The sequence below is a fragment of the Sphingobium sp. MI1205 genome (genome assembly GCF_001563285.1).
Classification (GTDB): Bacteria; Pseudomonadota; Alphaproteobacteria; order Sphingomonadales; family Sphingomonadaceae; genus Sphingobium.
The window spans coordinates 2,033,582-2,058,107 of record NZ_CP005188.1; the positions used below are offsets into that span (position 1 = coordinate 2,033,582).

At 62.5% G+C, this 24,526-nt stretch carries 25 protein-coding genes and 1 tRNA gene; 16 read left to right on the forward strand and 10 right to left on the reverse strand.

Annotated elements, in window-relative coordinates:
- Positions 1–17: 17 nt before the first annotated feature.
- Positions 18–1,397 carry a DEAD/DEAH box helicase gene (locus tag K663_RS09765; protein ID WP_062116738.1) on the reverse strand — a complete coding sequence of 460 codons (1,380 nt, stop codon included), beginning with the start codon at positions 1,395–1,397 and terminating at the stop codon, positions 18–20.
- Between the two features lie 275 nt (positions 1,398–1,672).
- A complete protein-coding gene (locus tag K663_RS09770) occupies positions 1,673–2,143 on the reverse strand; it encodes a pyridoxamine 5'-phosphate oxidase family protein (protein ID WP_062116741.1) in 471 nt (156 codons plus the stop codon).
- Positions 2,144–2,255: 112 nt separating this feature from the next.
- Between K663_RS09770 and K663_RS09775 the strand changes: the two genes are divergently transcribed.
- From K663_RS09775 to K663_RS09820, 10 genes are all read left to right on the forward strand, one after another.
- Positions 2,256–2,828 (forward strand): NifU family protein, encoded by a 573-nt coding sequence (locus tag K663_RS09775; RefSeq protein ID WP_062116744.1) that lies wholly within the window; start codon positions 2,256–2,258, stop codon positions 2,826–2,828.
- A 91-nt stretch (positions 2,829–2,919) separates the two neighbouring features.
- On the forward strand, positions 2,920–3,546 hold the full coding sequence (gene tsaB, locus K663_RS09780) for a tRNA (adenosine(37)-N6)-threonylcarbamoyltransferase complex dimerization subunit type 1 TsaB (RefSeq protein WP_062116747.1): 627 nt from the start codon (positions 2,920–2,922) through the stop codon (positions 3,544–3,546).
- Positions 3,543–4,022 (forward strand): ribosomal protein S18-alanine N-acetyltransferase, encoded by a 480-nt coding sequence (gene rimI / locus K663_RS09785; protein ID WP_062116750.1) that lies wholly within the window; start codon positions 3,543–3,545, stop codon positions 4,020–4,022. The genes tsaB and rimI overlap by 4 nt, the downstream gene beginning before the upstream one ends.
- A gap of 112 nt (positions 4,023–4,134) precedes the next feature.
- Positions 4,135–4,557, forward strand: coding sequence for a MucR family transcriptional regulator (locus K663_RS09790; protein WP_062116753.1), 423 nt, complete (start codon positions 4,135–4,137; stop codon positions 4,555–4,557).
- Positions 4,558–4,679: 122 nt separating this feature from the next.
- Positions 4,680–5,102 carry a Fur family transcriptional regulator gene (locus K663_RS09795; RefSeq protein WP_037466641.1) on the forward strand — a complete coding sequence of 141 codons (423 nt, stop codon included), beginning with the start codon at positions 4,680–4,682 and terminating at the stop codon, positions 5,100–5,102.
- A 4-nt stretch (positions 5,103–5,106) separates the two neighbouring features.
- Positions 5,107–5,865: a lysophospholipid acyltransferase family protein gene (locus K663_RS09800; RefSeq protein WP_062116756.1), complete on the forward strand. Its 759-nt coding sequence runs from the start codon at positions 5,107–5,109 to the stop codon at positions 5,863–5,865.
- A 9-nt stretch (positions 5,866–5,874) separates the two neighbouring features.
- Positions 5,875–7,224 carry a tRNA (N6-isopentenyl adenosine(37)-C2)-methylthiotransferase MiaB gene (gene miaB, locus K663_RS09805; protein ID WP_062116759.1) on the forward strand — a complete coding sequence of 450 codons (1,350 nt, stop codon included), beginning with the start codon at positions 5,875–5,877 and terminating at the stop codon, positions 7,222–7,224.
- A gap of 120 nt (positions 7,225–7,344) precedes the next feature.
- Entirely contained in the window at positions 7,345–8,349 is a 1,005-nt protein-coding gene (locus K663_RS09810) for a PhoH family protein (protein ID WP_062116762.1), read from the forward strand.
- A 24-nt stretch (positions 8,350–8,373) separates the two neighbouring features.
- A complete protein-coding gene (ybeY, locus tag K663_RS09815) occupies positions 8,374–8,883 on the forward strand; it encodes an rRNA maturation RNase YbeY (RefSeq protein ID WP_062116765.1) in 510 nt (169 codons plus the stop codon).
- 11 nt (positions 8,884–8,894) lie between these two features.
- Complete coding sequence (locus K663_RS09820; RefSeq protein WP_062116769.1) at positions 8,895–9,842, forward strand: hemolysin family protein; 948 nt, start codon at positions 8,895–8,897, stop codon at positions 9,840–9,842.
- 310 nt (positions 9,843–10,152) lie between these two features.
- Here the strand turns inward: K663_RS09820 and K663_RS09830 are convergent, their stop codons facing one another.
- Entirely contained in the window at positions 10,153–10,938 is a 786-nt protein-coding gene (locus K663_RS09830) for a GGDEF domain-containing protein (RefSeq protein ID WP_145902261.1), read from the reverse strand.
- A gap of 545 nt (positions 10,939–11,483) precedes the next feature.
- Here K663_RS09830 and K663_RS09835 point away from each other — a divergent pair.
- Positions 11,484–12,971, forward strand: coding sequence for a DUF2142 domain-containing protein (locus tag K663_RS09835; protein WP_062120639.1), 1,488 nt, complete (start codon positions 11,484–11,486; stop codon positions 12,969–12,971).
- Here K663_RS09835 and K663_RS09840 read toward each other — a convergent pair.
- Genes K663_RS09840 through K663_RS09855 form a run of 4 tightly spaced genes read right to left on the reverse strand, consistent with a single transcriptional unit; the run spans position 12,933 to position 16,707 of the window.
- Positions 12,933–13,577, reverse strand: coding sequence for a phosphatase PAP2 family protein (locus K663_RS09840; RefSeq protein ID WP_062116778.1), 645 nt, complete (start codon positions 13,575–13,577; stop codon positions 12,933–12,935). The two genes, K663_RS09835 and K663_RS09840, sit on opposite strands and share 39 nt — an antisense overlap.
- Entirely contained in the window at positions 13,555–14,970 is a 1,416-nt protein-coding gene (gene lpdA / locus K663_RS09845; protein ID WP_062116781.1) for a dihydrolipoyl dehydrogenase, read from the reverse strand. Before lpdA ends, K663_RS09840 begins: the two co-directional genes overlap by 23 nt.
- On the reverse strand, positions 14,963–15,388 hold the full coding sequence (locus tag K663_RS09850) for an acyl-CoA thioesterase (RefSeq protein WP_062116784.1): 426 nt from the start codon (positions 15,386–15,388) through the stop codon (positions 14,963–14,965). The genes lpdA and K663_RS09850 overlap by 8 nt, the downstream gene beginning before the upstream one ends.
- On the reverse strand, positions 15,388–16,707 hold the full coding sequence (locus K663_RS09855) for a pyruvate dehydrogenase complex dihydrolipoamide acetyltransferase (protein WP_062116787.1): 1,320 nt from the start codon (positions 16,705–16,707) through the stop codon (positions 15,388–15,390). The genes K663_RS09850 and K663_RS09855 overlap by 1 nt, the downstream gene beginning before the upstream one ends.
- Positions 16,708–16,914: 207 nt before the next feature.
- Between K663_RS09855 and K663_RS09860 the strand changes: the two genes are divergently transcribed.
- A complete protein-coding gene (locus K663_RS09860; RefSeq protein WP_062116790.1) occupies positions 16,915–17,370 on the forward strand; it encodes a universal stress protein in 456 nt (151 codons plus the stop codon).
- A gap of 1 nt (position 17,371) precedes the next feature.
- On the opposite strand, the gene K663_RS09865 is transcribed toward K663_RS09860, so the two are convergent.
- From K663_RS09865 to K663_RS09875, 3 genes are all read right to left on the reverse strand, one after another.
- Positions 17,372–19,750, reverse strand: a complete 2,379-nt coding sequence (locus tag K663_RS09865) for a ribonuclease R family protein (protein ID WP_062116795.1) — start codon at positions 19,748–19,750, stop codon at positions 17,372–17,374.
- 77 nt (positions 19,751–19,827) lie between these two features.
- Complete coding sequence (locus K663_RS09870; protein WP_062116798.1) at positions 19,828–20,478, reverse strand: MOSC domain-containing protein; 651 nt, start codon at positions 20,476–20,478, stop codon at positions 19,828–19,830.
- 39 nt (positions 20,479–20,517) lie between these two features.
- On the reverse strand, positions 20,518–20,736 hold the full coding sequence (locus tag K663_RS09875; RefSeq protein ID WP_062116801.1) for a DUF2945 domain-containing protein: 219 nt from the start codon (positions 20,734–20,736) through the stop codon (positions 20,518–20,520).
- A gap of 119 nt (positions 20,737–20,855) precedes the next feature.
- On the opposite strand from K663_RS09875, the gene K663_RS09880 reads away from it, so the two are divergent.
- The 4 genes from K663_RS09880 (at position 20,856) to K663_RS09895 (ending at position 24,385) form a co-directional block, all read left to right on the forward strand.
- A complete protein-coding gene (locus K663_RS09880; protein ID WP_062116804.1) occupies positions 20,856–22,034 on the forward strand; it encodes a glycosyltransferase family 4 protein in 1,179 nt (392 codons plus the stop codon).
- 47 nt (positions 22,035–22,081) lie between these two features.
- Complete coding sequence (locus K663_RS09885; protein WP_062116807.1) at positions 22,082–23,398, forward strand: replication-associated recombination protein A; 1,317 nt, start codon at positions 22,082–22,084, stop codon at positions 23,396–23,398.
- A 20-nt stretch (positions 23,399–23,418) separates the two neighbouring features.
- Positions 23,419–24,279 carry a hypothetical protein gene (locus K663_RS09890; protein WP_062116810.1) on the forward strand — a complete coding sequence of 287 codons (861 nt, stop codon included), beginning with the start codon at positions 23,419–23,421 and terminating at the stop codon, positions 24,277–24,279.
- A gap of 31 nt (positions 24,280–24,310) precedes the next feature.
- Positions 24,311–24,385: transfer RNA gene (locus tag K663_RS09895), tRNA-Thr, on the forward strand.
- Positions 24,386–24,526: the final 141 nt, after the last annotated feature.

Here is a 24,526-nt window from a genome sequence, read left to right on the forward strand (position 1 = left end):
TTGAGCGTGCTGGGCTCTTACCGCCCGCCGACCTTTTGCACCGCGCCCTTATGCGCGCCGACACCGCTGCGACCACGCCGGAAGTTTTTCTTGGCAGGCTTGGCGGCGTCTCCGTCGGGACGATGCGCCCTTTCAGCGGTACCGCGCTGTTGCCTCTGATCGTCCTGATAGCGGCGCTGACCCTCGACGCGCTTCGCCTTCTGTTCGGACGTCTGTTCGCGCCCCTTGCGCTGGGGCGCGGCCTTGGGGAGATTGCGGACCGCTTCCACGAAATTCTCGGGCAGCGGCACGATGTCGAGCTTGATCCGCGTGGTCCGCTCGATAGCTTTCAGATAGGGCTTCTCATCATCGGCGACGAAACTGATCGCCACGCCCTCCGCCCCCGCGCGGGCAGTACGGCCGATGCGATGGACATATTGTTCGGGAACGTTGGGCAGCTCGAAATTGATGACATGGCTGACGCCGGAAACGTCGATTCCGCGCGCGGCGATGTCGGTCGCCACCAACAGCTTCACATGGCCGTGACGGAACGCCTGAAGCGCGGTGGTGCGCTGGGCCTGGCTCTTGTTGCCGTGGATCGCGACAGCCTGGATGCCGGCGCCTTCCAGAAAGCGCACGACCCGGTCCGCGCCATGCTTGGTGCGGGTGAAGATCAGGGCGCGGTCAATCGGCTCATTTTTCACGGTCAGCGTGAGGAGCGCCTGTTTTTCCACCTGGTTGACGAAAGTCGCCTGCTGGCGGACCCGTTCGGCCGTGGTGGCCTGGGGAGCGACGCTGACCTTCACGGGATTGTTCAGGAACTGCGCGGCCAACGATTCGATCTCGCTTGGCATGGTGGCGGAGAAGAACAGGTTCTGCCGATCCCTGGGCAACAGCTTGGCGATGCGCTTGAGCGGGTGGATGAAGCCCATGTCCATCATCTGATCGGCTTCGTCGAGGACGAAGATTTCCGTATCCTTGATGGTGAAGGCGCGCTGGTCGATCAGGTCGAGCAGGCGGCCGGGCGTGGCGACAACGATATCGACGCCCCGGCCCAGCGCCCGAATCTGGCGGTTGATCGGCACGCCGCCGAAGACGACTTCGATGGAAAGCTTCATGAAGCGACCATAGTCGCGGAAGCTCTGCGCGATCTGCGCCGCCAGTTCGCGGGTCGGCGACAGGACGAGCATGCGGCAGCCCTGGAGCGGGGTCGGCTTGGGATTGCGGGCGAAGTGATCCAGGCTGGGCAGCGCGAAGGCGGCCGTCTTGCCGGTGCCGGTCTGCGCGATGCCGCACAGATCCTTGCCCTGCAGCAGGACCGGAATGGCCTGCGTCTGGATCGGCGTGGGGGAAGCATAATTCTTGGCGGCGAGCGCCTTCAGGATGGGCTCGGCGAGACCAAGGTCGGTGAATTGCATGAATGAACTCTCGAATTGAAAAGCCCACGCGCCAATAGGTTGCATTTCGCAACCGGGCGCAAGGCGGGTTACGAAACGACCCGCGTGAAAAGGGAAGCCTCAAAGCTTGGCGCAGACTTTCATTGGCCGGCCCCGTTACCCCATATCAAGGGCCGGAACGATCACGCTGCCAATCGCTGATGGGCCATGAAGGCCGCCCGCTGCGCTGCGGGCCCTATGCGTTCATTTACGCAGAAAAGCAAGGGCCCCCGTATAGTTAGGGGCCCCCGCGACAATCAGAGGGATATTTCCACATGCTTTCCGCGCATTTCGTCGCGTACGTCCCCGCCGAACATCTGTTTGAATACGCCGCCCAACGACATGTCCGCACGCCAGATTTCGGCATGGCCAAGGTTGAAGCGCAGCATCAGCAAATTGGGATCCTGCCGCCCGCCGGGATACCAGGCGGCGACTTCATGGGTCCAATAGCGGTCGATCACCGCCGGATCGGTTTCCTCCACCAACGTCCCGTCGATGCAGGCGAACAGATAATGGCCCTTACCCACGAACTGCGCCATGGCGGGGCCACCCGCGGCCAGCCGGTTGTCCCTGGTCGTATAGAACCAGAAACAATGATTGGCGCCCGGATCCAGTTGAGCCGTCATGGGCAGCGTATGTTCGTGCGAACCCTGCAAACCAATCATCACAAAGGGGCTTTGCGACAATTCGGTCCAGAAGCGGTGGCGGATATCGGAATCGTTGCTCATCCTGCGTCTCCTGCTTTTGCAAACAGGGAATCAATGGACGGTAGGTGGCGAAGTTCCGTTCATCCTGTCAGGAAAGCTTGATCTCAGGCAATCTCCTCTCCACATAGCAGCCATGCTGATCGAGACCGAACCAACGCCCAACCCGGCAACCGTCAAATTCATCCCCGGCCGCGTGGTCATGGGCATGGGAACGCGCGACTTCGCAACGCCGGAAGAAGCCGAAGCGTCGCCCCTGGCCGCCGCGCTGTTCGGGCTGGGTGACGTCACCGGCGTATTTTTCGGCGGCGACTTCATTTCGGTCACCATCGGCCCCGGCGCCCAGTGGAGCGATGCAAAGCCGGAGATATTGTCGATCCTGCTCGATCATTTTTCCGCCAACATGCCCTTGTTCACCCAAGGGTCGGCTTCGGACATAATGATCCCGCAAGAGGAAGAATTTACCGACGACCCGGAGGACGCGGAGATCGTCGCGCAGATCCGCGAGTTGATCGATACGCGGGTACGGCCCGCCGTAGCCAATGATGGCGGCGACATCGTCTATCGCGGTTTCGAACGCGGCACGGTGTTTCTGCGCATGCAGGGCGCCTGCTCAGGCTGCCCCTCCTCCACGGCGACGCTGAAGAACGGGATCGAGCAACTGCTGAAACATTATGTCCCCGAAGTGACGGAAGTTCGCGCCGTTTGATGCGATGACGGCGGCATTTGGCGAATCGGGCCGGATGGATTAACCGCTGCTTGCAGGTCATCCGGTCACGCCGGTTCTACAGGGGATTTTCTTGCGCATTCTCGTCATCGACACCGCGACGCAGGCGCTGTCCGTGGCGCTGCTCGACGATGGCGTCCCGGCAGGACATTTTCACGAAACAGTGGGCCGGGGTCATGCCGAAGCGCTGATGCCCGCGATCGCCGCGCTGCCGGATGGCGGCCGGGCCGACGCGATCGCGGTGGACCTGGGTCCGGGCAGCTTTACGGGCGTGCGGATCGGCATCGCGGCAGCGCGCGCGCTGGCGCTTGCCTGGTCGCTCCCCCTGCATGGTTATGGCGCATTATCCCTGATCGCGGCGAAGGCGGCGCAGAACCATCAAGGCGGCCCGATCGCGGTGACCATCACCGGGGGGCATGGCGAACTGTTCTGGCAATGCTTTGAACCCGACGGCCTGACCCCCATCACGCAGCCTGCCTCCACGCCTATCGCGGCGCTGGCGGATCAGCTGGATCAGCCCATTCTCTATGGTACGGGCGCGGAAGCGCTGGTGACAGCACGCGGACATGGCGCAGCCGTCACCCTGTATCCCAACTCGGCGGATTATCCCCTGATCGCGGGGCTGCCGCCGCTGCCCCCTTCCCCCATATACTGCCGCGACGCAGACGCGCAGCCGATGTCGATGCGCAAACCGGCATGATTCCCGGCATCATCCTGGATACTTATGAAGAGGGCGAGCGCAATGCGCTGTCCGACGCCATGGACGTCATGACGCAGGCGTTCGACCCCGTTTATGGCGAGGCATGGACGTTGCCGCAACTTGCTGGCGTCATGATGATGCCGGGCACCTGGCTGACGATCGCACGCGTCGATGCAGCGGCCATGGGTTTTGCGCTTGTCCGGTCGGTGCTGGACGAATGCGAATTGCTGCTGTTGGCGGTTCATCCGTCATGGCGCGGAAGGGGCCTTGGGCGGGAGCTATTGGTCGATAGTCTCAAGACGGCGCGACGCCGCGGCATAAGGTCGATGAATCTCGAAGTCCGTTCGTCGAATACAGCAATCAAACTCTATGAAAAAGTCGGGTTTGAATATGTGCATCGCCGCCCCGGTTACTACCGGGGCAGCGATGGACAACTATACGACGCCCTGAGCTTTCGTATCGAAATGATTGGATAGCCTGGATCACCCTTGCTATGCGGCAGACGAGGGTATAACGCTCATGTACCGCTCGTGAAACGAATATGCTTGGGCGGGTCGCATCAAATTCAGCCTTCGCAGGATAATAGAAATGGAAATCGAATCCGCACAGAGCGAACTGCTCATTACTTTGACTTCGGATATCGTTGCTGCACATGTATCGAACAACAGCGTGGCTGTGTCTGATGTAGCGACGTTGATCCAGAATGTGCACGCCGCACTTTCAGGACTGACGACGCCCGCTGCTGTTCCCGAAGTAAAGCCGGAGCCAGCCGTATCGGTTCGTTCGTCGATCAAGCCGGACTATATTGTCTGCCTGGAAGACGGCAAGAAGTTGAAGATGCTCAAGCGCCACCTGATGACCCATTATCAGATGACGCCAGATGATTATCGGACGAAATGGGGCCTGCCCGCGGATTATCCGATGGTTGCCCCCAATTATGCCGAACAGCGCCGTTCGCTGGCCAAAAAGATCGGTCTCGGCACGAAACGCCGCCGCACCCGCGCGAAATAAGCACGGTTGGTGGGCGATCCGGCACGTGAAGGGGGCGCATTTGCCGTGCGCCCCTTTTACAATGTCGAAAATGCCGCTAAATTTCTGCCGACTATCTGAAAATTTGAAATGAGCGAGTCCGCATGAACCGCAAGATCGACGTAGAAGCCCTTTGCCATGAAAAGGGCCTGCGCATCACCGAGCAGCGTCGTGTGATCGCTCAAGTCCTTAGCGACGCATCGGACCATCCTGATGTGGAGGAATTGCACAAGCGCTCTTCCACGATCGATCCCGGCATCTCCATCGCGACAGTCTATCGCACCGTCCGCCTGTTTGAAGAAGCGGGCATATTGGAGCGCCATGATTTCGGTGACGGTCGTGCACGCTATGAAGCGGCGCCCGAAGCGCATCACGACCATCTGATCGACGTTGAAACCGGCAACGTCATCGAATTCGTCGATCCCGAACTGGAGCAGTTGCAGAAGCAGATAGCCGAAAAGCTCGGCTTCCGCCTGGTCGATCACCGCATGGAATTGTACGGCGTATCGCTCGACCGCAAGAACTGAACGCTTGCGGCGGCTTCGCTATTTCTGCCGGTTGGGCGCGCTTGCGGGCTGCCTGATCCTTTGTCTGATCCCGCATCTGCTATGGCGGGCTGCGGGCAAGCGATCCCCCTGGCCACGCCGATTCCTTGGACTGGCTGCGCGAGCGGTGGGCGCGCGCGTGCGGATCGAAGGCCATCCATTTCATGGCGACAGTTTCATCATCGCCAATCATGTCAGCTGGATCGACATTCTGGCGATGGGCGGAGCGACCGGGGCCGCCTTCGTCGCGCATGACGGCATAGCAGGCTGGCCGTTGATCGGGTGGTTGGCGGCGCAGAACAATACGTTGTTCGTGGCCCGCAATCGGCGCGGCGCGCTGTCCAGCCAGATCGCGGCGCTGCGTGCGGCGCTGGCCGGGCATCAGCCGGTCGCCCTGTTCCCGGAAGGGACGACCAGCGACGGATTGGGTCTGCTGCCGTTCAAGCCCTCTCTGCTGGCCGTGCTGCTACCGCCTCCGCGCGCGGTGATGATCCAGCCGGTGCATGTGGATTATGGCGCGGCGACCGTCGAGATCGCCTGGCACAGCAATGAACCGGCCGGTCAAAACGCGAAGCGGCTGTTGGAACGGCCCGGCAGAATCGACGTAACGCTGCGCTTTCTGGAGCCGTTCGATCCGGCGCTCTACCCCGATCGCAAGCAATTGGCGGCGGTTACGAGAGACAAGATCGCGGCGAGCATTGCGATGCACCTGCCGCCTTTCGTTCCGGCTGCTGCCCCTGTATAGCTGGACGGCATGAATCGTAACGACGCCCAAAAGACTCCAGCGACATTCCACGTCAAATCCTTCGGCTGCCAGATGAACGTCTATGATGGCGAGCGCATGGCGGAGATGCTGGGCGAACGCGGCATGACCGCAGCGGCCGCCGGGGCCGAGGCCGATCTGGTCATCCTCAACACCTGCCACATCCGCGAAAAGGCCGTGGACAAGGTCTATTCCGACATCGGCCGCCTCAACCGCGACGATGGCACGCGGCCGATGATCGCCGTCGCCGGTTGCGTCGCGCAGGCGGAAGGAAGCGAGATCAGCCGGCGGGCCAAGACCGTCGATATCGTCGTCGGGCCGCAAGCCTATCACAGGCTGCCCGACCTTATCGAAAAGGCAGGGCGCGGCGAAGAGGCGGTCGATACCGACATGCCGCTGGCGTCTAAATTCTCCGCCCTGCCCGGCCGCACCAAGCAGGCCCGGCCCACCGCTTTCCTGACCATCATGGAAGGGTGCGACAAATTCTGCACCTATTGCGTGGTGCCCTATACCCGTGGCGCGGAGATCAGCCGAAGCTGGAACGCCATCCTGGATGAGGCGAAGGCGCTGGTCGATGGCGGCGTGCGCGAGATCACGCTGCTGGGGCAGAATGTGAACGCCTGGACCGGTGAGGATGACAGGGGGCGCATGCAGGGCATGGACGGCCTGGTGCGCGAACTGGCGAAGATCGCCGACCTCAAGCGCATCCGCTATACCACCAGCCATCCCAACGACATGAGCGACGGCCTGATCGCCGCGCATGGCGACGAGCCAAAGCTGATGCCTTTTCTCCACTTGCCGGTGCAGTCGGGCAACGACCGCATATTGAAGGCGATGAACCGCAGCCATGGCGTCGACAGCTATCTGCGCATCATCGAGCGGGTGCGCGAGGCGCGGCCGGACATCGCGCTGTCGGGCGACTTCATCGTCGGTTTCCCCGGTGAGACTGACGCGGAGTTCGAGGATACGCTGAAGATCGTCGATCAGGTGCGCTATGCGCAATGCTATTCGTTCAAGTACAGCCCGCGGCCGGGCACCCCTGCTGCTGACATGGACGGCCAGATCCCTGCGCAAGTGATGGACGAACGGCTCGCGCGGCTGCAGGCGCTGATCAACCGGCATCAGGTTGACTTCAACGCCGCGACCGTGGGCCGCCGCACGGACATCCTGCTGGAGCGCAAGGGTCGTCATGCAGGACAGCTGATCGGCAAGACGCCCTGGCTACAGTCCGTTCACGTCACCGCGCCGGAACTTTTCATTGGCGATATGGTCGAAGTCGATATCATCAGCGCCGGTCCGAACAGCCTGGCCGGCGAACCTAGCAGGAGGAAAGCCGCTTGAACCTACTCACAGTCGTTCCCGCGCAGGGAACCCATCTCCCGACCTGTCCACCAGGATCGAGCGACAGGAGATGGATATTCGCCTTAGCGGATAGGACTGACGGAAAGGGGAGCTGCTGAAATGTCCAAGAAGCCGAACCAGAACCATCGCAGCGACACTGTGGAGCGCGCGCGCCTGGAAGTGACCTTCGACCGCCCGCACCTGCTGGGCGCGCTGTTCGGGCAATATGACCAGAATCTGGTCGCCATCGAAAACCGGCTGGGCGTCTATATCGCGGCGCGGGGCAACAAGTTGCAGATCGAGGGCGAGGCCGAAGCGGCAGCGCGCGCGCGCGACGTGATGACCGGGCTCTACAACCGCATCGCGGCCGGGCAGGAAATCGACAGCGGCGCGGTGGAGGCGGTGATCGCCATGTCCGCCGAACCGACGCTGGACGGCATCATCCGCCACGACGTCGCCGAGCCGCCCAAGGTGATGATCCGCACGCGCAAGAAGACGATCGTGCCGCGCTCCGCCACGCAGGTCACCTATATGGAGGCGCTGACCCGCAACGACATCATCTTCGCGCTTGGCCCGGCAGGCACGGGCAAGACCTATCTGGCGGTCGCGCAGGCAGTGAGCCAGCTGATCACGGGGAGCGTCGATCGGCTGATCCTGTCACGCCCCGCCGTCGAGGCTGGCGAGCGGCTGGGCTTCCTGCCGGGCGACATGAAGGAGAAGGTCGATCCCTATCTCCGCCCGATCTACGACGCGCTCTATGACACGCTGCCCGCCGAACAGGTGGAACGGCGGATCGCGAGCGGAGAGATAGAGATCGCGCCGCTCGCCTTCATGCGCGGGCGAACGCTGGCCAATGCCTTCATCGTGCTGGACGAGGCGCAGAATACAACCGTGGCGCAGATGAAGATGTTCCTGACCCGTTTCGGCGAAGGGAGCCGCATGGTGATCTGCGGCGATCCGCGGCAGGTCGATCTGCCGCAGCCGGGCGTATCGGGCCTGGCCGACGCCGTCGCACGGCTGGAGGGCGTGGACGGAATATCGGTCGTGCCGTTCAATATCGCGGACGTCGTGCGCCATCCGGTCGTGGGGCGGATCGTTCAGGCTTATGAGGGGCCGGATGCCTGAACGCTGGATATTGGAGCATGCAAAGTGATTGAAGTAGCGGTTCTTCATGAAAGTGGCTGGCCGGGCGAGGACTGGGAACTGCTCGCCCAGCGGGCCGTGGTCGCGGCCATCGTCCACAGTCCCTACGCCGCCTTCGCCACGGGCGAGGCCCTGTACGAAGTCGCTGTAAAGCTGACGACCGATGAAGAGGTCCACAGCCTCAACCGCGACTATCGGGACAAGGACAGGCCCACCAACGTCCTGTCCTTTCCAATGGTGCAGGCCGACCTGCTGGAAGGCACGGGGAATACCGACGATGGCGAGGTTCTGCTGGGCGACATCGTGCTGGCGGAAGGGGTCTGCGCCAGGGAAGCTGCGGAAAAGGGCATCTCCATCGCAGACCATGCCACGCATCTGATCATCCATGGGACTTTTCATTTGCTGGGATATGATCATATGGAGGATGCCGAGGCGGAAGCGATGGAGGCGCTGGAGACCCAGTCGCTGGAAAGCCTAGGCGTTACGGATCCCTATGGGGATCGCCAGACAGGATAGTAGGAAGAACAATGGCTGAAGGCAGTCCGAAGGACGGCAACGGTTCAAAGGAATCGGACAGTAGTAGTCACGAGGGCGGTTTATGGAGCGGCCTGAAGTCGCTGCTTTTCGGTGAGGAAGAAAGCCCCAGCCTCCGGCGCGAGCTGGAGGAGGCGCTGGACGAGTATGACGAGGATGAGCAGGACGAGAGCGCGCCCTCCCCTGCCAATGGCGACCTGTCGGCGATTGAACGCCAAATGGTCCGCAACCTGCTGCATTTTTCCGAGCATACGGTCGATGACGTCGCCGTGCCGCGCGCCGACATCATCGCGATAGAGGAAAAGGCGAGCTTTGCCGAACTGGCCGCCCTGTTCGCGGAAGCGGGGCATAGCCGCATCCCGGTCTATCGCGAAACGCTGGATACCATTGTCGGCATGGTTCACATCCGCGACGCGTTCGCGATCCTTGCCGGCAAATCGCCGGTCCCCGACAGCCTGGAGCCGTTGATCCGCCAGCCGCTTTACGTGCCCGAAAGCATGGGTGCGCTGGACCTGCTGGCCGAAATGCGCGCCAAGCGCACCCATCTCGCCATCGTGCTGGACGAATATTCCGGGACGGAAGGGTTGCTGACGTTCGAGGATCTGGTCGAGGAAATCGTCGGCGATGTCGAGGACGAGCATGACGATGCCCCCGAAGCGCTGCTGGTCCCGCTGGAAGGCGGAATGTGGGAAGCGGATGCACGGGCTGAACTGGAAGACGTCGCCGAGGAGATTGACGAGCGGCTGTCCGATATCGAGGAAGATGTCGATACGCTGGGCGGCCTGGCCTTCGTCATCGCTGGCCGCGTGCCGGATGCTGGCGAAATATTGAAGCATGAGCAGAGCGGCTGGAAGCTGGAAATCGTCAGCAGCGATGGGCGCAGGGTTACGCGGCTGCGGCTGCATCCCCCGGCGCGAAGGCCGGATGACGAGGAAGAGTGACTGGGGTCGGCGGGGCTGATGTGATGGGTCGGCGGAGGAGGCGGATTGTTCCCATATGGGGTTATCAGTTTCCGCCTTCGTCCCTGTCGCTCGCCGGTTCTTCGGCACTCAAAGCCTGATGCAGGATGCAGAAGAGTTATCGGCTAACGACCAATTGTGGTCGCTCAAAGGGGCATGTTCGACCTCTTGGGCCATGTAGAAGTGGCGGATGAACCTGGCGGCCATGTGCTGGTAGTCCACTTTGAGGAAGCGGTCCTGCGCGTCGTCTGAAGCGTGCGCTGGTGTCCGCCACATGGCCCAATGGAGATCATCATCCTTTGATCTGATTTCCGCCTGCCGCTGAGGCAGAAAGCAGGTTAGCACGTGCTCGTTCCAAAACATCTGTCGTGAGTTCGTGTTGGCCAACTACAATCCCGGCAGAGGCGGTCACGACGCCAACCCATTCTCCGGTGTCACGCAACCTTAAGCGCCGTTGCGACATGGCAAGCAGGGCCTCTTCAGCGATTACTCGCGCCTGCATGATCGCGATGTCTTTCAGGATGGTGATGAACCGGTTTCCAGACCATCGGACTAGCTCCTGTTCCTGAAAATGGTCCCGCAGCGTGGATGCAAGAGCATTAATTATGTTATCTCCGACTGATCGACCGTATTTTTCGTTGAGTTCTTCTATGTCATCAAGTCCAAACATGATGATCACGTAACTTCGGCCATCAGTCGTCAACTTTCGCAACAAATCCTGTGAACCATCCCTATCGAGGGATCGTGTCAGGGCATCACGGCTATTGCTTGGTAAATCACCTTCTTTTCCATCAACGCGTGCCTGCAGCTTTGCCAAGTTATCTCGCAACTCCGCAAGCTCCCGTTCTGCGTCAGACAGGCGCATCACAAATTCACGTGATGCATTCGGCCATTCACCTGCTTGAGTGACTACGTTCGCCACATCTCGCTCTAGCCCGCTGGTCACCTGATGAGCCTCGGAAGTTAGAACGCCTAACTGTTCCGTTTGCTGTGCGATCACTTTCTCACGTGCGCCAAGGACCAACTTACTCTTTGAAAGAAAACGCTTTACTAAAGTACTAGCCTCTTTGCGGCTCAATCGAACGCCGCCATCTGTTTGTGTATCAATCTCCCGGGACAGTTCGGGTAGCGATCTGGTAACATATGTTAGAGCCAGGTCATAGTTAACAGCCGTAGGCTCGAGCTGCTGTAATTCGAGAGAATCGAGGGATTTCCTAGCTTGATCAAAGGTTATTGGCACGACGACCCCGATGTTTTCATTGTTTCAGCGCCACTTGATAGGATCAAGCCGTAATACTGTCAAAGCTGCCTGTCGCAAATCAAAGTACCGAAGCCGTCAGTCCGCCATCCACCCTTCCTGCCGTCCCGGCGGAAACGGAGAACTTGGGGAAAATTTGTGTGTGGGGACGAAGATGCCAGCTTTCGCTGGCATGACGGAAGGGAAGGCTGTTCGCGCGCTTCAGCCATACCCCTCCACCCTTGTTTTCCAGCGGCCCTTCTCCTTGCGAGGGAGGATGCCAGGCAGCCTCAACTGAGGCTCACGTTGACGCTGTGTTACCAATTGATGGCTATAATCCCGCCTCTCCCGCTACGGGCGCAGGATGATGGGGTGAAATGGGGACCATGCGGCAGGACAGGTTATCGATATCGCGTGGCAAGGCCTCCCCCCTGCCCTTTGCTGTTCCGGCAAGCGCGATTCAGGCATGGCTCTTGGCGCTCGCCTGCATCGCGACTTTCGCGTTTGCGGTTCTCACGCCGCCTTTTCAGGCGCCCGATGAAAATCAGCATTATATGAAGGCGCTGATGCTGTCCGGCGGTCATGTTCTGACGGAGCGGCGGGGTGACCTGATTGGTGCGGAGCTGCCGCGATCTGCGGTTGATCTGCATGGCGTGGACTTTCCGACCGATGCCGGGCTTGGATCACGCCGGTTCGACTGGGCCATGCTGGAGAGAGCGTGGGAGGCGGATACCGAACGCACCGGCAAGAGCTTCGCTGATTTCCCTAATGTCGCCAATTATGCGCCAAGCCTGTATGCGCCGGGCGCTGCCGGGCTGCTGCTGGGCGATGCGCTCGGCCTGCCTCGGCTGGGGAGCTTCTATGTCGGGCGGCTGATAAATGCACTGGCTGGCCTCGCGCTATTGGGTGCGGCGCTGGGGCTCATGCCGTTCGGTCGTAATGCCTTGCTGGCGACGGCTTTGCTGCCGACATTCTGTTATCAGACAGGGTCGCTGTCGCCCGATGCGGTGATCAACGGAATCGGATTTGTCGGCTTGGCGCTGTCGCTGCGCGTCGCCGCGATGGGCAGCAATGCCGCGCGCTCTGCCGGGCTGTGGATTACCGCACCGCTGCTGGCGCTGGCGAAGGGGGTTTATCTTCCGCTGATGGCTGCTGGGCTGCAATGGCCGCAGCATCGGCGGGATTGGAGGCCATGGCTGCTATTGGGAGCGATGGCGGTTGGCGCGCTGATCTTCATTGTCTGGATGAAGATGTCAGGGGGCAGCCAGGCGCTTTATCACATCATGTCGCGCAAGACCGGAGAGACGGTGATGACCGCGCCGCTGGGCGCCCAGCTTGCCGTCATATTGGCCGACCCGATCGGCTATGTGCGGACGTTGGTTTCCAGCGTCGTGGAGCGCGCGCCGGTCTATGGCCTCCAGATCATCGGCCGTTTTGGCTGGAACGCTATATTGCTGCCGCTCGCCGCCTATCCGCTGGCGGGCCTGATGATAAGCGCGGCCGTCCTGAGCGGGTCAGGCGTGAGGATCAGCATGGGCCGCCGGCTATGGTGGCTGGCGGTGGCGATCGGCACCGCGCTGCTCATAGAAACCGCCATGTATCTGACCGGAACGCCGCTGGGCGCTGATTTTATTCAGGGAACGCAGGGCCGTTATTTCCTGCCCATCCTGCCCCTTGTGCTGCTGGCGATCATGCCGGAAGGGGGCATGCCCGGGGCGCGGGCTGTTTTTGCGTGGGCGGCCATTTTGTTGCTGATGGTGGCGGTGGTCAGCGCCTATGACAGTTTCTGGGTCCACGGCTTCGTCACCGCGGACGGCATGCCGCCGCACGACCGGTTACGGGATGCGCTGCTGCTGCCCTCGCCCCACTGGTAGCCAGTAGCGGCAGAGGAACAGCCAGCCCAGTCCTTCGATCCAACCGGCCAGCACGTCGCTGGGCCAATGCACGCCAAGCCAGACTCGGCTGACGCCGATCAGCGCGATGGCCATAAAAGCGAGCAGATAGTCGCCCCGCCGACCGGCCAGCATGGCCAGAGCGCCAAACAGCATCATGTTGCCCGCTGCATGACCGCTGGGGAAACTATAGCTGTGGACGATGTCGAGATGGGGCAGCAGGTCTGGGCGCGGGGCGGCGAATATCTGCTTGAGGCCAAGGTTCAGCAGTGTCCCGCCCGCCATGACCAGTGCGAGCCATTGGGCGCCGGAACGCCGGCCCCGCCATAGAAGAAGCGCGATAGCCGCTATAATGACGGCTATACGGCCGACGGTATCGCCGATCCACGAAGCAGCCAGCATGAGCGAGGTGATGGCGGGGTTTATCGCCCGCGCCTCCCCGGCCGCCGCCATCGCGCCGATGTTCAAACCGTCCAGAACTCCGAACCGTTGAAGCAAGGCAATCGTGAGAACACAAAGGAGCGCGAGGATGAAAACCCCCGCGCCCCTTCGCCATGTCCGGCGATCAGATATGAAGCGCGCGCCCATAGGCGGCGAGCACGCTTTCGTGCATCGATTCCGAAATGGTCGGATGCGGGAAGACAGTGTGCATCAACTCCGCCTCGGTCGTTTCCAGCGTCTTGCCGACCGTGAATCCCTGGATCATTTCCGTGACTTCCGCGCCGATCATATGCGCGCCAAGAAGCTCGCCGGTCCTGGCGTCGAACACCGTCTTGGTGAAGCCCTCCGCCTCGCCCAGGGCGATCGCCTTGCCATTGCCGATGAAGGGGAACATGCCGACCTTCACCTCATAGCCCGCCTCCTTCGCCTTGGCTTCGGTCAGGCCGACGCTGGCGATCTGCGGGTGGCAATATGTGCAGCCCGGAATGTTGCGCGGGTCCATGGCATGGGGATGGACATCCTTGTTGCCCAACGCCTGCGCGATGGATTCCGCGACGATGACGCCCTCGTGGCTCGCCTTATGGGCCAGCCAGGGCGGCGCGGTGACATCGCCGATCGCCCACATGCCATCGACATTGGTGCGGCCATAAGCGTCGGTCTTGATATGATAGCGCTGATCCGGCTCTATCCCGACATCTTCCAGGCCGATATTCTCGACATTGGGGGCGATGCCAATGGCGACTATGACATGGCTGTATTCGGCCGTGACATCCTTGCCGTCCTTGCCCTTGATCGTCGCGGTGACGCCCTTGTCGCCCGTTTCGATCTTTTCGATTTTGGCGCCGGTCATGACGGTCATGCCCTGCTTCTTGACCGCTTTTTCGAGGAAGGCGGACACATCGGCATCTTCGACCGGGACGATCCGGTCCATCATCTCCACCACGGTGACGTCCGCGCCCATGTCGTTGTAGAAGCTGGCGAACTCAATGCCGATCGCGCCTGAACCGATGACCAGCAGCTTGGTCGGCATTTCCGGCGGCGTCATGGCGTGGCGGTAGGTCCAAACCCGCTTGCCGTCGGCCTTGAGCTTCGGCAGGTCGCGGGCACGGGCGCCGGTCGCGATGATGATGTGCTTCGCAGTCAACTCTTCGGTCTTGCCGTCCTTGGTGACCGTGAGCTTGCCCTTCGCAACGAGCTTGCCGTCGCCCATGTGGACGGTGATCTTGTTCTTCTTCATCAGGTGCGTGACGCCCTGATTGAGCTGCTTGGCAACACCGCGCGAACGCTTCACCACCGCGTCGATATCGGCGCTGATCTTCTCGGCGGCCAGGCCATAATCGGCGGCATGCTGCATATAATGATAGATTTCCGCCGAGCGCAGCAGCGCCTTGGTGGGGATGCAGCCCCAGTTGAGGCAGATGCCTCCAAGATTTTCCCGCTCCACGATCGCGGTCTTGAGGCCCAGCTGGGCGGCACGGATGGCGGCAACATAGCCACCGGGGCCGGAACCCAGAACAATGACATCATAATTCTCAGCCATGGTCAGTCTCTCTTGTCATTTCGGCCGCGATCGGCGGCACGGAGCGGGGCTGGCGATCTTCACCGATCGCCACGAAGGTAAATGTCGCTTGCGTCACGCGATAGGAGCGGTCGTCATGGCGGGTGCGCCGCCAGGCTTCGACCGCGATGTTCATCGACGTGCGGCCCACCGATTTCAGGGTGGCGAATACCGATACTTCATCACCGACGACCACCGGCCGCAGGAAGGTCATGCCCTCGACCGCGATCGTCACGGCCCGCCCCTTGCTGTGGCGCGCAGCGACGGAACCGGCGGCGGAATCCATCAGGCTCATCAACCAGCCGCCGAAGATATCCCCATAGGGATTGGTATCGGCAGGCATGGCGATGACCCGCACCGCCGGGCTTTCGTCAGGCGGCAGTTCGTCAACGACGGGCATCAGGCCAGCATGCCAAGCGGGTTTTCGATCACCTCGCGGAACAGCTGCATCAGGCGAGCGCCGTCGGCGCCGTCGATTGCGCGATGGTCGAAACTGCCGGTTGCCGACATGACCGTCGCGATCTGGAGCGAATCATCCACGACGAAGGGTCGCTTCTCACCCGCGCCGATCGCCATGATCATCGCCTGGGGCGGATTGATGACGGCTTCGAACTGCTTGATGCCGAACATGCCCATGTTGGAGAGCGAGGCGGTGCCGCCCTGATACTCATCAGGCTTCAACTTGCCGTCCTTCGCGCGGGTGGCCAGGTCCTTCATCTCGGTGGAGATGGCCGCGACGCCCTTGCTGTCGGCTCCGGTCACGATCGGCGTGATAAGACCGCCAGGGATGGACACCGCGACCGAAATGTCGGCGCGCTGGAATTGCAGCATCTGGTCGCCCGCAAACTGCACATTGCATTCAGGCACCTGGATCAAGGCAACGCCCAATGCCTTTATGAGCAGGTCGTTGACCGACAGCTTGACGTTGCGGCTCGCCAGACCGGCGTTGAGTTCACCGCGCAGCTTCAGCAGCTTGTCGAGCTGGATATCGACGGTGAGATAGATGTGCGGCACCTGCTGCTTCGATTCCGTCAGGCGGCGTGCGATCGTCTTGCGCATGCCGCTGAGTTTGACGACTTCGTGCGGGATGCCGAAATCCTGCGCGGCCTGGGCTGCGGCGGGTGCAGGAGCCGCAGGCGCGGCGGCCGCCTTGGTCGGAGCGGGTGCGGCGGCCGCCTTGCTGGGAGCGGGTGCAGCAGCAGCGCCTTCCAGATCCGCCTTGACGATACGGCCATTGGGGCCGGAACCGCTCACGCTGGCGAGATCAACGCCCTTCGCCTCGGCAAGACGGCGCGCGAGCGGGCTGGCCTTCACGCGGTCGCCCGATTGAGGAGCGGGCGTTGCATCCGCCTTGGGCGCGGATGCGGGTTCGGATGCGGGGGCTTCTGCCTTTGCGGGAACAGGATCGGCCTTTGGCACCGCAGCCGCCTTGGGCGCAGGCGCGCTGGCACCCGCCGCCGCTTCGGCAACATCCTCGCCCTCTTCGGCGATGATGGCGATAACCGTGCCGACCTTCACGCCTTCAGATCCTTCCGACACGAGGATCTTCGCGATCTTGCCCTCATCGACCGCTTCGAATTCCATCGTCGCCTTGTCGGTTTCAATCTCTGCGAGCAAGTCTCCCGACGACACCGTGTCGCCTTCCTTCACCAGCCATTTCGCAAGCTTTCCTTCTTCCATGGTGGGGGACAAGGCGGGCATCTGAATCTTCTTGCTCATGCGTGAGGGCCTCTCATATTCTTCCCGACAGACGGGCAGCGTTGGGAGCGGTTTTCACCCTTTGGACCGGGGGGTCAAGGCCGCGCCTTGCGCAGGGCAAGATAATCAGTCACATTTCACCAGACTGGTTCACAATTTACCAAATTGGTTCAAGAAAGCAGGGCAAGAGCCGGTTCGCCCTGCAATCTGACAGGGGATGCGACAAGGATGCGCACTTATCTGGTTGTAGTGGACGAATCGCCCGAAGCGGAAACGGCGCTCCGCTTCGCCGCGCGGCGTGCCGCCAAGACCGCAGGGTCGATCCGCATCCTCGCGCTCGTCCCGCCGGCGGAGTTCGTCCAATGGGGCGGCGTTCAGGCGACGATGGAGGATGAAGCGCGCCAGCGCGCCGAAGCGCTGGTGACCAATGCCGCGGGCACGCTGACCGAGGAGTCCGGCATCCGTCCCACTATCACCGTTCGCCAGGGCGATCCGGTGGCCCTGGTTCGTGAAACGCTGGACGAAATGCCCGATGTCGCGGCGCTGGTGCTGGGCGCGGCGGCCAGCGGCCACCCCGGCACGCTCGTATCCCACTTTGCGGGCGCCGATGCTGGCAAGCTCCCCTGCCCGATCATGGTCATTCCAGGCGGCCTCAGCGTCGAGGCGATCGATCGGTTGAGCTGACCTATCGCCGGTTCTTCCCACGCTTTGAACCCATGTGGCGGATATTGGCGGGTCGGCCCCGCTTCGCGCCGGGCCGTGTCCGGTCCTTCTTGAAACTTGGCCGTTGCGGCGGCGCGTCGGGTAACTCAAAGCGCAGGCTGCCGTTGATGGGGTCGGCCTCCGCAAGGCGCAGTTGGAGATGCTGACCGACGGTATAGCGGTCGCCGCTCTCCACCCCCTCCAGAGCGCGGCCTGCCTCATCAAAGTAGAAGCGTTCGTCCCCCATGGTCGAAACCGGGACAAGGCCGTCACCGCCCAGCCCCTCGACCGTGGCGAAGAAACCGAAATTCTGGACGCCGGTGATGCGGGCATTGACCAGTTCGCCGACATGGGCGGCCAGATAGGCGGCGACATAACGGTCGATCGTGTCGCGTTCCGCCTCCATCGCGCGGCGTTCATGCTGGCTGATCAGCTCACCCACGCGGCCCATATTCTCGTAATCATCGGCGCTGAGCGCAGTCCGATCGGGCAGGACGCCACCCTTGGACGCGGGGAGTTCAAGGCCGTGAGCCCCAACCAACGCACGATGGACGAGCAGGTCCGCATAGCGACGGATGGGGGAGGTGAAATGGGCGTAAGAACCCAGCGCCAATCCGAAATGCCCCATATTCTGGGGACTGTAATAGGCCTGCGTCTGGCTGCGCAGGATCTGCTCCATGATCTGCGGCTTTTCCTCCGCCTCGCCAACGCGGGCGATCAGATGGTTGAAGGTGGACGGCTTGATAACCTGTCCCAGCGCGAAATCGATGTCGAAAGTCGCCAGATATTCCTTGAGCGCGACCAGCTTTTCACGGCTCGGCGGTTCGTGGACGCGGTACATGACCGGCGCTTTCTTTGCCTCCAGCGCTTTGGCGGCGGCGACGTTGGCGGCGATCATATAATCTTCGATCAGCATGTGCGCGTCGAGCCGTTCACGCACGGCAACGCTGACGATCTTGCCCTGATCGTCCAGAACGACGCGGCGCTCGGGCAGGTCGAGCGCCAGCGGATCACGCTTGTCGCGCGCCTTGCGCAGGAGTTTCCAGCAGGCCCAGAGTGGTTTGAGGGCGGATTCCAGTAAATCGACGCCCTTCGCCCTAAGCTTGTCGGAGAGCGCGGCGTGGTCTTCGACAGGCTCAGCCCGAACGGTTGCAGAAGCGTCGGCCTGACCGTTGGACGAGTCGATCGCCGCCTGCGCGTCTTCATAGGCGAGGACCGCAGCGACGCAGATGATCGCCCGGCTGAAACGCCAGGAGGTTATCTTGCCCGATGCATCGATCACCAGATGGCAGGCCATCGCCGCACGATCCTGCCCCGCGCGCAGGGAACACATGTCGGACGAGAGCTGATGCGGCAGCATCGGCACGACCAAGTCGGGGAAATAGACGCTGTTGCCGCGCTTGCGTGCTTCCTTGTCCAGCGCGCTTCCGGGACGGACATAATAGCTGACGTCCGCGATCGCGATGATCGCGCGATAGCCGCCGGGATTGGCGGCGTCCTCGTCCGGCGCGGCCCAGACAGCATCATCATGATCCCGCGCATCGACCGGGTCGATGGCGACGATGGGCAGGTGGCGCAGGTCCTCGCGCTTGTCCTCATGCAGCGCGAGCGCCGATGCGGTGAGCGCTTCCTCCTCCGCCTGCTCCGGGAATACGTGGGGTATGCCGTACTTGTGGATCGCAATCAGGCTGAAGCTGCGCGGGGCGAAAGGATCGCCCAATATGTCGGTCACGCGCGCACTGATGCGTGGAGGGCGGCCGACCGGTTCGGACAGCACAAGGTCGCCCGGCGTCGCGCTGCCTGCATCGCTGATCGGCGTATCCTTGCGAATGCGCTTGTCGACCGGGCGCAGCCAGAGCTTGCCGCCCTCTCCCGCTTCCACCACGCCCAGCAGTTCCTCGCTGGCCTTGGCGAGTTTCTTCATCGGGTGCGCGACCCAGCCGCGCCCTGCTTCTTCCGTCCGCGCGAGGATGCGGTCGCCGATGGTCAGCGCACCCCGCTTACCTCGCTCCATCACGCGCAGGCGCGGCGCGGGCTGGCCCTCCGCCTCCCAACGTTCCGGCGTGGCAATCAGCGTCGTGCCATCGACGTCGACGATGCGCAGCACCGTGACCTTTGGCACCCCGCCCATCTTGTGGAAGGCGCGCGCCGGTCCGATGTCCAGAAGGCCTTCGTCGGCCATGTCCCTGAGCAGCGCCTTGAGCGCTATCTTTTCCTGCCCCTTGAGGCCGAACGCCTTGGCGATCTCACGCTTGCCCGCTGGCTGATCGGACGAGGTGATGAACTCCATCACCTGATCGCGCGTGGGAAAGCCGGCTGGCCGGACTTTTTCGGGTTTCTTCTGCTTTTGGGTCGATGCCATGGATCAGCTATAGGCACCGCTCCGCCGCCATACCAGATGGGACGACGGAAGATTTGCCCGCTGCCTGTTTTTCGGCGCTATTGCGCGAGCTTGCGGGCGCGGTCACGCCATACCTCAGCCAGCACGGACAATTCCGCGAGCGCCCGCACCGCGTCCGGTTCCGCCTTGTGCCCGCCGCCGATCAACAGCCGGAACACGCGCGCGATCGGCCATTGCGGCAACGGCCGGTCGAGCAATTCCATCCGGCTGTTCGCCTCCGCCTCTCCTTCGCGCAGCACGCGGAAATAGAGACCCGAACGTCCCGTCTTGATGATGGCGGCCAGCACATCGCGCGAGCCGAAGCGATGATCGAGCTTCCAACAGGGCTGCCGCCCGTGGCTGACCTCCACCAGCGCGCTGCCGAGGGAGAAGCGGTCGCCAAGACAGATTTCCTCCTCTGTCATGCCATGGGACGCGATATTTTCGCCAAAGGCGCCGGGCGCGGCGAGCAGCGGATGGCCCGGCTTGCGCTCGCGCCACCAGCCATAATGATCCTGCGGGTAGAGATGGATCGCCTTGTCCCAGCCGCCATGATGGATCGGGTCGGCAACGCCGTCGCCTTCCAGGCCCAGCCAGCCTATGCGGACCATGCCGTCCACCGGCCGCTTGGCGATGGCGCTGTAATCGCCATCACGGAACGGCACCGGTGTGCCGGTTAGCAACGCTTCGACAACGAGATGATCGCTCATCCCCGCGCTATGGCAGGAGCGCAGGCGCTTGGCGAGTGGCTAGGCGCGGCTGAGTTCGGAGGCGAGCTTGAGCACTTCGCCGCCATTGTCGGTCTGGACGAGATAGGCGGGGTTGGTCGCCGATCCATCGCGCCGGATCAGCGCGCCCTCGATCGTCCTTTCCACATGCCGGTCGAATTTTTCGGCAACCCGGCCACGGCCCACGCCCTGACCCCAGTTCCATTTCACCCGCGCGCCCTTGCGGAAATTGTCGGCCATTCCGTCCTCTCCCGCCGCATCGTCATGGCGGCCATTTTGCCACTGTCGCGAAGACAAAAATCCTCGCCCCGCATGCGGTTCCCTTGGGTTTTTTGTTCCTGTGCGTTAAGGCCCGGCGAATGGATGTCACTGGCCTTCGCGTCGCGCTCTTCAGCGGCAATTACAATTATGTTCGCGATGGCGCGAACCAGGCGCTCAACCGCTTCGTGGGCTATCTGTTGAGCCAGGGCGCGGCCGTGCGCGTCTATTCACCCACCATCGCAGCGCCCGCGTTCGCGCCGACCGGCGATCTGGTGAGCGCACCGTCCTTTCCGGTTCCGGGCCGCCGGGAATATCGCGTTCCCTATCGAATGTCGGGCGCAGTCCGCCGCGACCTCAAACGCTTTCAGCCCAATCTGGTCCATGTTTCCAGTCCCGACCCGCTGGGCCACCGTGCCGTTTCCTGGGCGCGCGCCCGAGGGCTGCCAGCGGTCGCATCCGTCCATACCCGCTTCGAAACCTATCCGCGCTATTATGGCCTCGCCTTTCTGGAACCGGTCATCGAATCCCTGCTGCGCCGTTTCTACCGGCGGTGCGACGCGATCGTCGCGCCTTCCGAATCCATGGCGCAACTGTTGCGGGAACAGCGGATGAGCTATGATGTCGGCATCTGGACGCGTGGAATCGACCGGCAGATATTCAATCCCGACCGCCGGGATACGGCATGGCGGCAGTCATTGGGCATCGAAGATGACGAGCCGGTGATTGGCTTTATCGGCCGACTGGTCATGGAAAAGGGGCTGGACGTTTTTTCCGACACGATGGATCAGCTTGCGCTGCGACATGTGCGGCACAAGGTGCTGATTGTGGGCGATGGGCCCGCGCGCGATTGGTTCGAGAATCGGTTGCCGAACGCCATCTTCACCGGATTCCAGAAGGGCGCTGACCTGGGCCGCGCGGTCGCGAGCATGGATATGCTGTTCAATCCGTCGATCACCGAAACCTTCGGCAATGTGACGCTGGAGGCGATGGCCTGCAAGCTGCCGACGGTCGCGGCACGGGCGACGGGCAGCGAGAGCCTGGTGACGGAAGGGGTGACGGGGCGGCTGATCCGTCCCGGAGCCATCGGTGCGTTCGCCGACGCGCTGGCGGCCTATTGCGACAATCCCCGGGCGCGTGCCGATGCGGGGAATGCGGCCATGGCCGAAGCAGAGCGCTATGGCTGGGACCAGGTCAATCAGGCGCTGGTCGACACCTATATCCGCGTCATTCGCCAGCGGACCCACGGCGCGCGGTTGCGTTCCAGCCCGGTTCCTTGACGGCGGCGACTTCCCTATGTCGGGATGAATGGCCTATATCGGCATTAATGGCTGATCTTTTCGCTTCCGATGCAGAAACCCCCGGCGAACCCGTCGAGAACGCGCCGCTTGCCGACAGGCTGCGCCCGCGCACGCTGACCGATGTGGTGGGGCAGGACCATCTGACCGGACCGGAAGGCGCGATTGGGCGGATGGTCGCGGCGGGGCGGCTTTCTTCCATCATATTGTGGGGACCGCCGGGCACGGGCAAGACGACCATCGCCCGCCTGCTGGCCGACGCGGTGGATATGCGCTTCGAACCTATATCCGCCGTCTTTTCCGGCGTCGCGGACCTGAAAAAAGTCTTTGCCGCTGCGAAGGAGCATGCCCGGCGCGGCGACAAGACGCTGCTGTTCGTGGACGAGATCCACCGTTTCAACCGGGCGCAGCAGGACAGTTTCCTGCCCTTTGTCGAGGATGGCACGGTCACGCTGGTGGGGGCGACGACCGAGAATCCCAGCTTTGAACTCAACGCGGCGCTGCTGTCGCGGGCGCAGGTGCTGATCCTGCACCGGCTGGATGCCGCCGCGCTGGAACTGTTGCTCGACCGGGCGGAGGCGCTGATGCAGCGGCCCCTGCCGCTCACCCCGGCGGCGCGGGACGCCCTGCTGGCCAGCGCGGATGGTGACGGGCGCTTTCTGCTCAATCAGGTCGAGACGCTTTATTCGATCGACATTGGCGAGCCGCTCGATCCGGCGGGCCTTTCCGCCCTGCTCCACCGGCGCATGCCCGTATATGACAAGGATCGGGAGGGGCATTACAACCTGATCTCCGCGCTGCACAAATCGCTGCGTGGATCGGACCCGCAGGCGGCGCTCTATTATCTGGCGCGCATGCTGACGGCCGGGGAGCAACCGCTCTATGTGCTGCGGCGTCTGGTGCGTTTTGCCAGCGAGGATATCGGCCTCGCCGATCCGCAGGCGCTGGTGCAATGCCTGGCGGCCAAGGACGCGTTCGATTTTCTCGGCAGCCCGGAAGGCGAACTGGCGATTGCCCAGGCCTGCCTCTATTGCGCGACCGCGCCCAAATCCAACGCCGCCTATGCCGCCATGAAGACGGCGTGGAAATCGGCGCGCGACACCGGATCGCTGATGCCGTCCAAGAATATCCTGAACGCCCCGACCCGGCTGATGAAGACGATCGGCTATGGGAAGGATTATCAATATGACCATGACAGCGCGGAGGGCTTTTCCGGCGACAATTATTGGCCCGAGGAGATGGAGCCGCAGACTTTCTACGCGCCTACCGATCGCGGTTTCGAGGCGCGGGTGGCCGAACGCATGGCCTATTGGGACCGCCTGCGGGCAGAGCGCGGCAACGCCTGATCGGGGATAGCAGGCTTCCCATGACCCCACGTTTCGATCGCTACGCCGCGATAGATTGGTCGGGCGCGAAGGGCATGCGGCACAAGGGGATCGCCGTCGCCCTGTGTAAGCGGGGAGACGCCGTGCCGCAGCTTATCCGGCCACCCGAAGGCGGTCTCTGGTCGCGATCGGCGGTCGGTGAGTGGCTCATATCGGCGGCAGCGGAAGCACCGACCCTGTTTGGCTTCGACTTCAGCTTCGCCCCGCCTTTTGTCGCGCGGAACGCCTATCTGCCCGGTGACGAGGCGCCTGTGACCGGTCCTGACTTCTGGGCTTATGTCGATGCCATATGCGATGATCCCGACCTGGGCGCGGCCAGCCTGCTGCATGTCACCCATCGCCGCCATTTCTATTTCGGGAAAGCCGATGGCGTGAAGGCCGACTTCATGCACAACCGGGTGTGCGAAGCCCATTATAATGCTGGCGGTGGCGGCAAGCCCTCCACCGTCTATGACGCCATCGGCGCGGCCCAGGTCGCAAAGGCGAGCTTTGCAGGAATGCGATTGCTCCACCATGTCCGCCGCCATGTTCCCATCTGGCCCTTCGATTCGCCGCCGCGATCAGGATCGCTGGTCGTGGAAATCTATACCAGCATTGCGGCAAGGGCGGCCGGGCGGCCAAAGGGGCGCACGAAGATGCGCGATCTGGCCGCGCTCAACGATGCGCTGTTCGCGCTGGGCTCCGCGCCGCATGAGGGGCTGCCACCTGACGATCATGGCGCGGACGCCATCGTCACCGCCGCCTGGCTGCGAAATGCTGCGCCCCGGCCGAGCCTCTGGACCCCTTCGGCCCTCAATCCGCATATTGCCGCAACGGAGGGCTGGACGTTCGGCGTCATCTGATAGTAAGGCGCTCATCGTCCGAAGCGGACATGCCGGCTTAGCACAGTGGTAGTGCAGCGGTTTTGTAAACCGAAGGTCGGGGGTTCAAATCCCTCAGCCGGCACCAGCTCCTTCTATCATATAACCGCAGCGGCGGGATAATGCGACCTTGGGCAACGACCCGAGCCGCATTGTGTGAGCATCGTGTATACCCATAAACGCAAAATGGGGGCCGGCATTGCTGCCGGTCCCCACTTCCGTCGTGTCT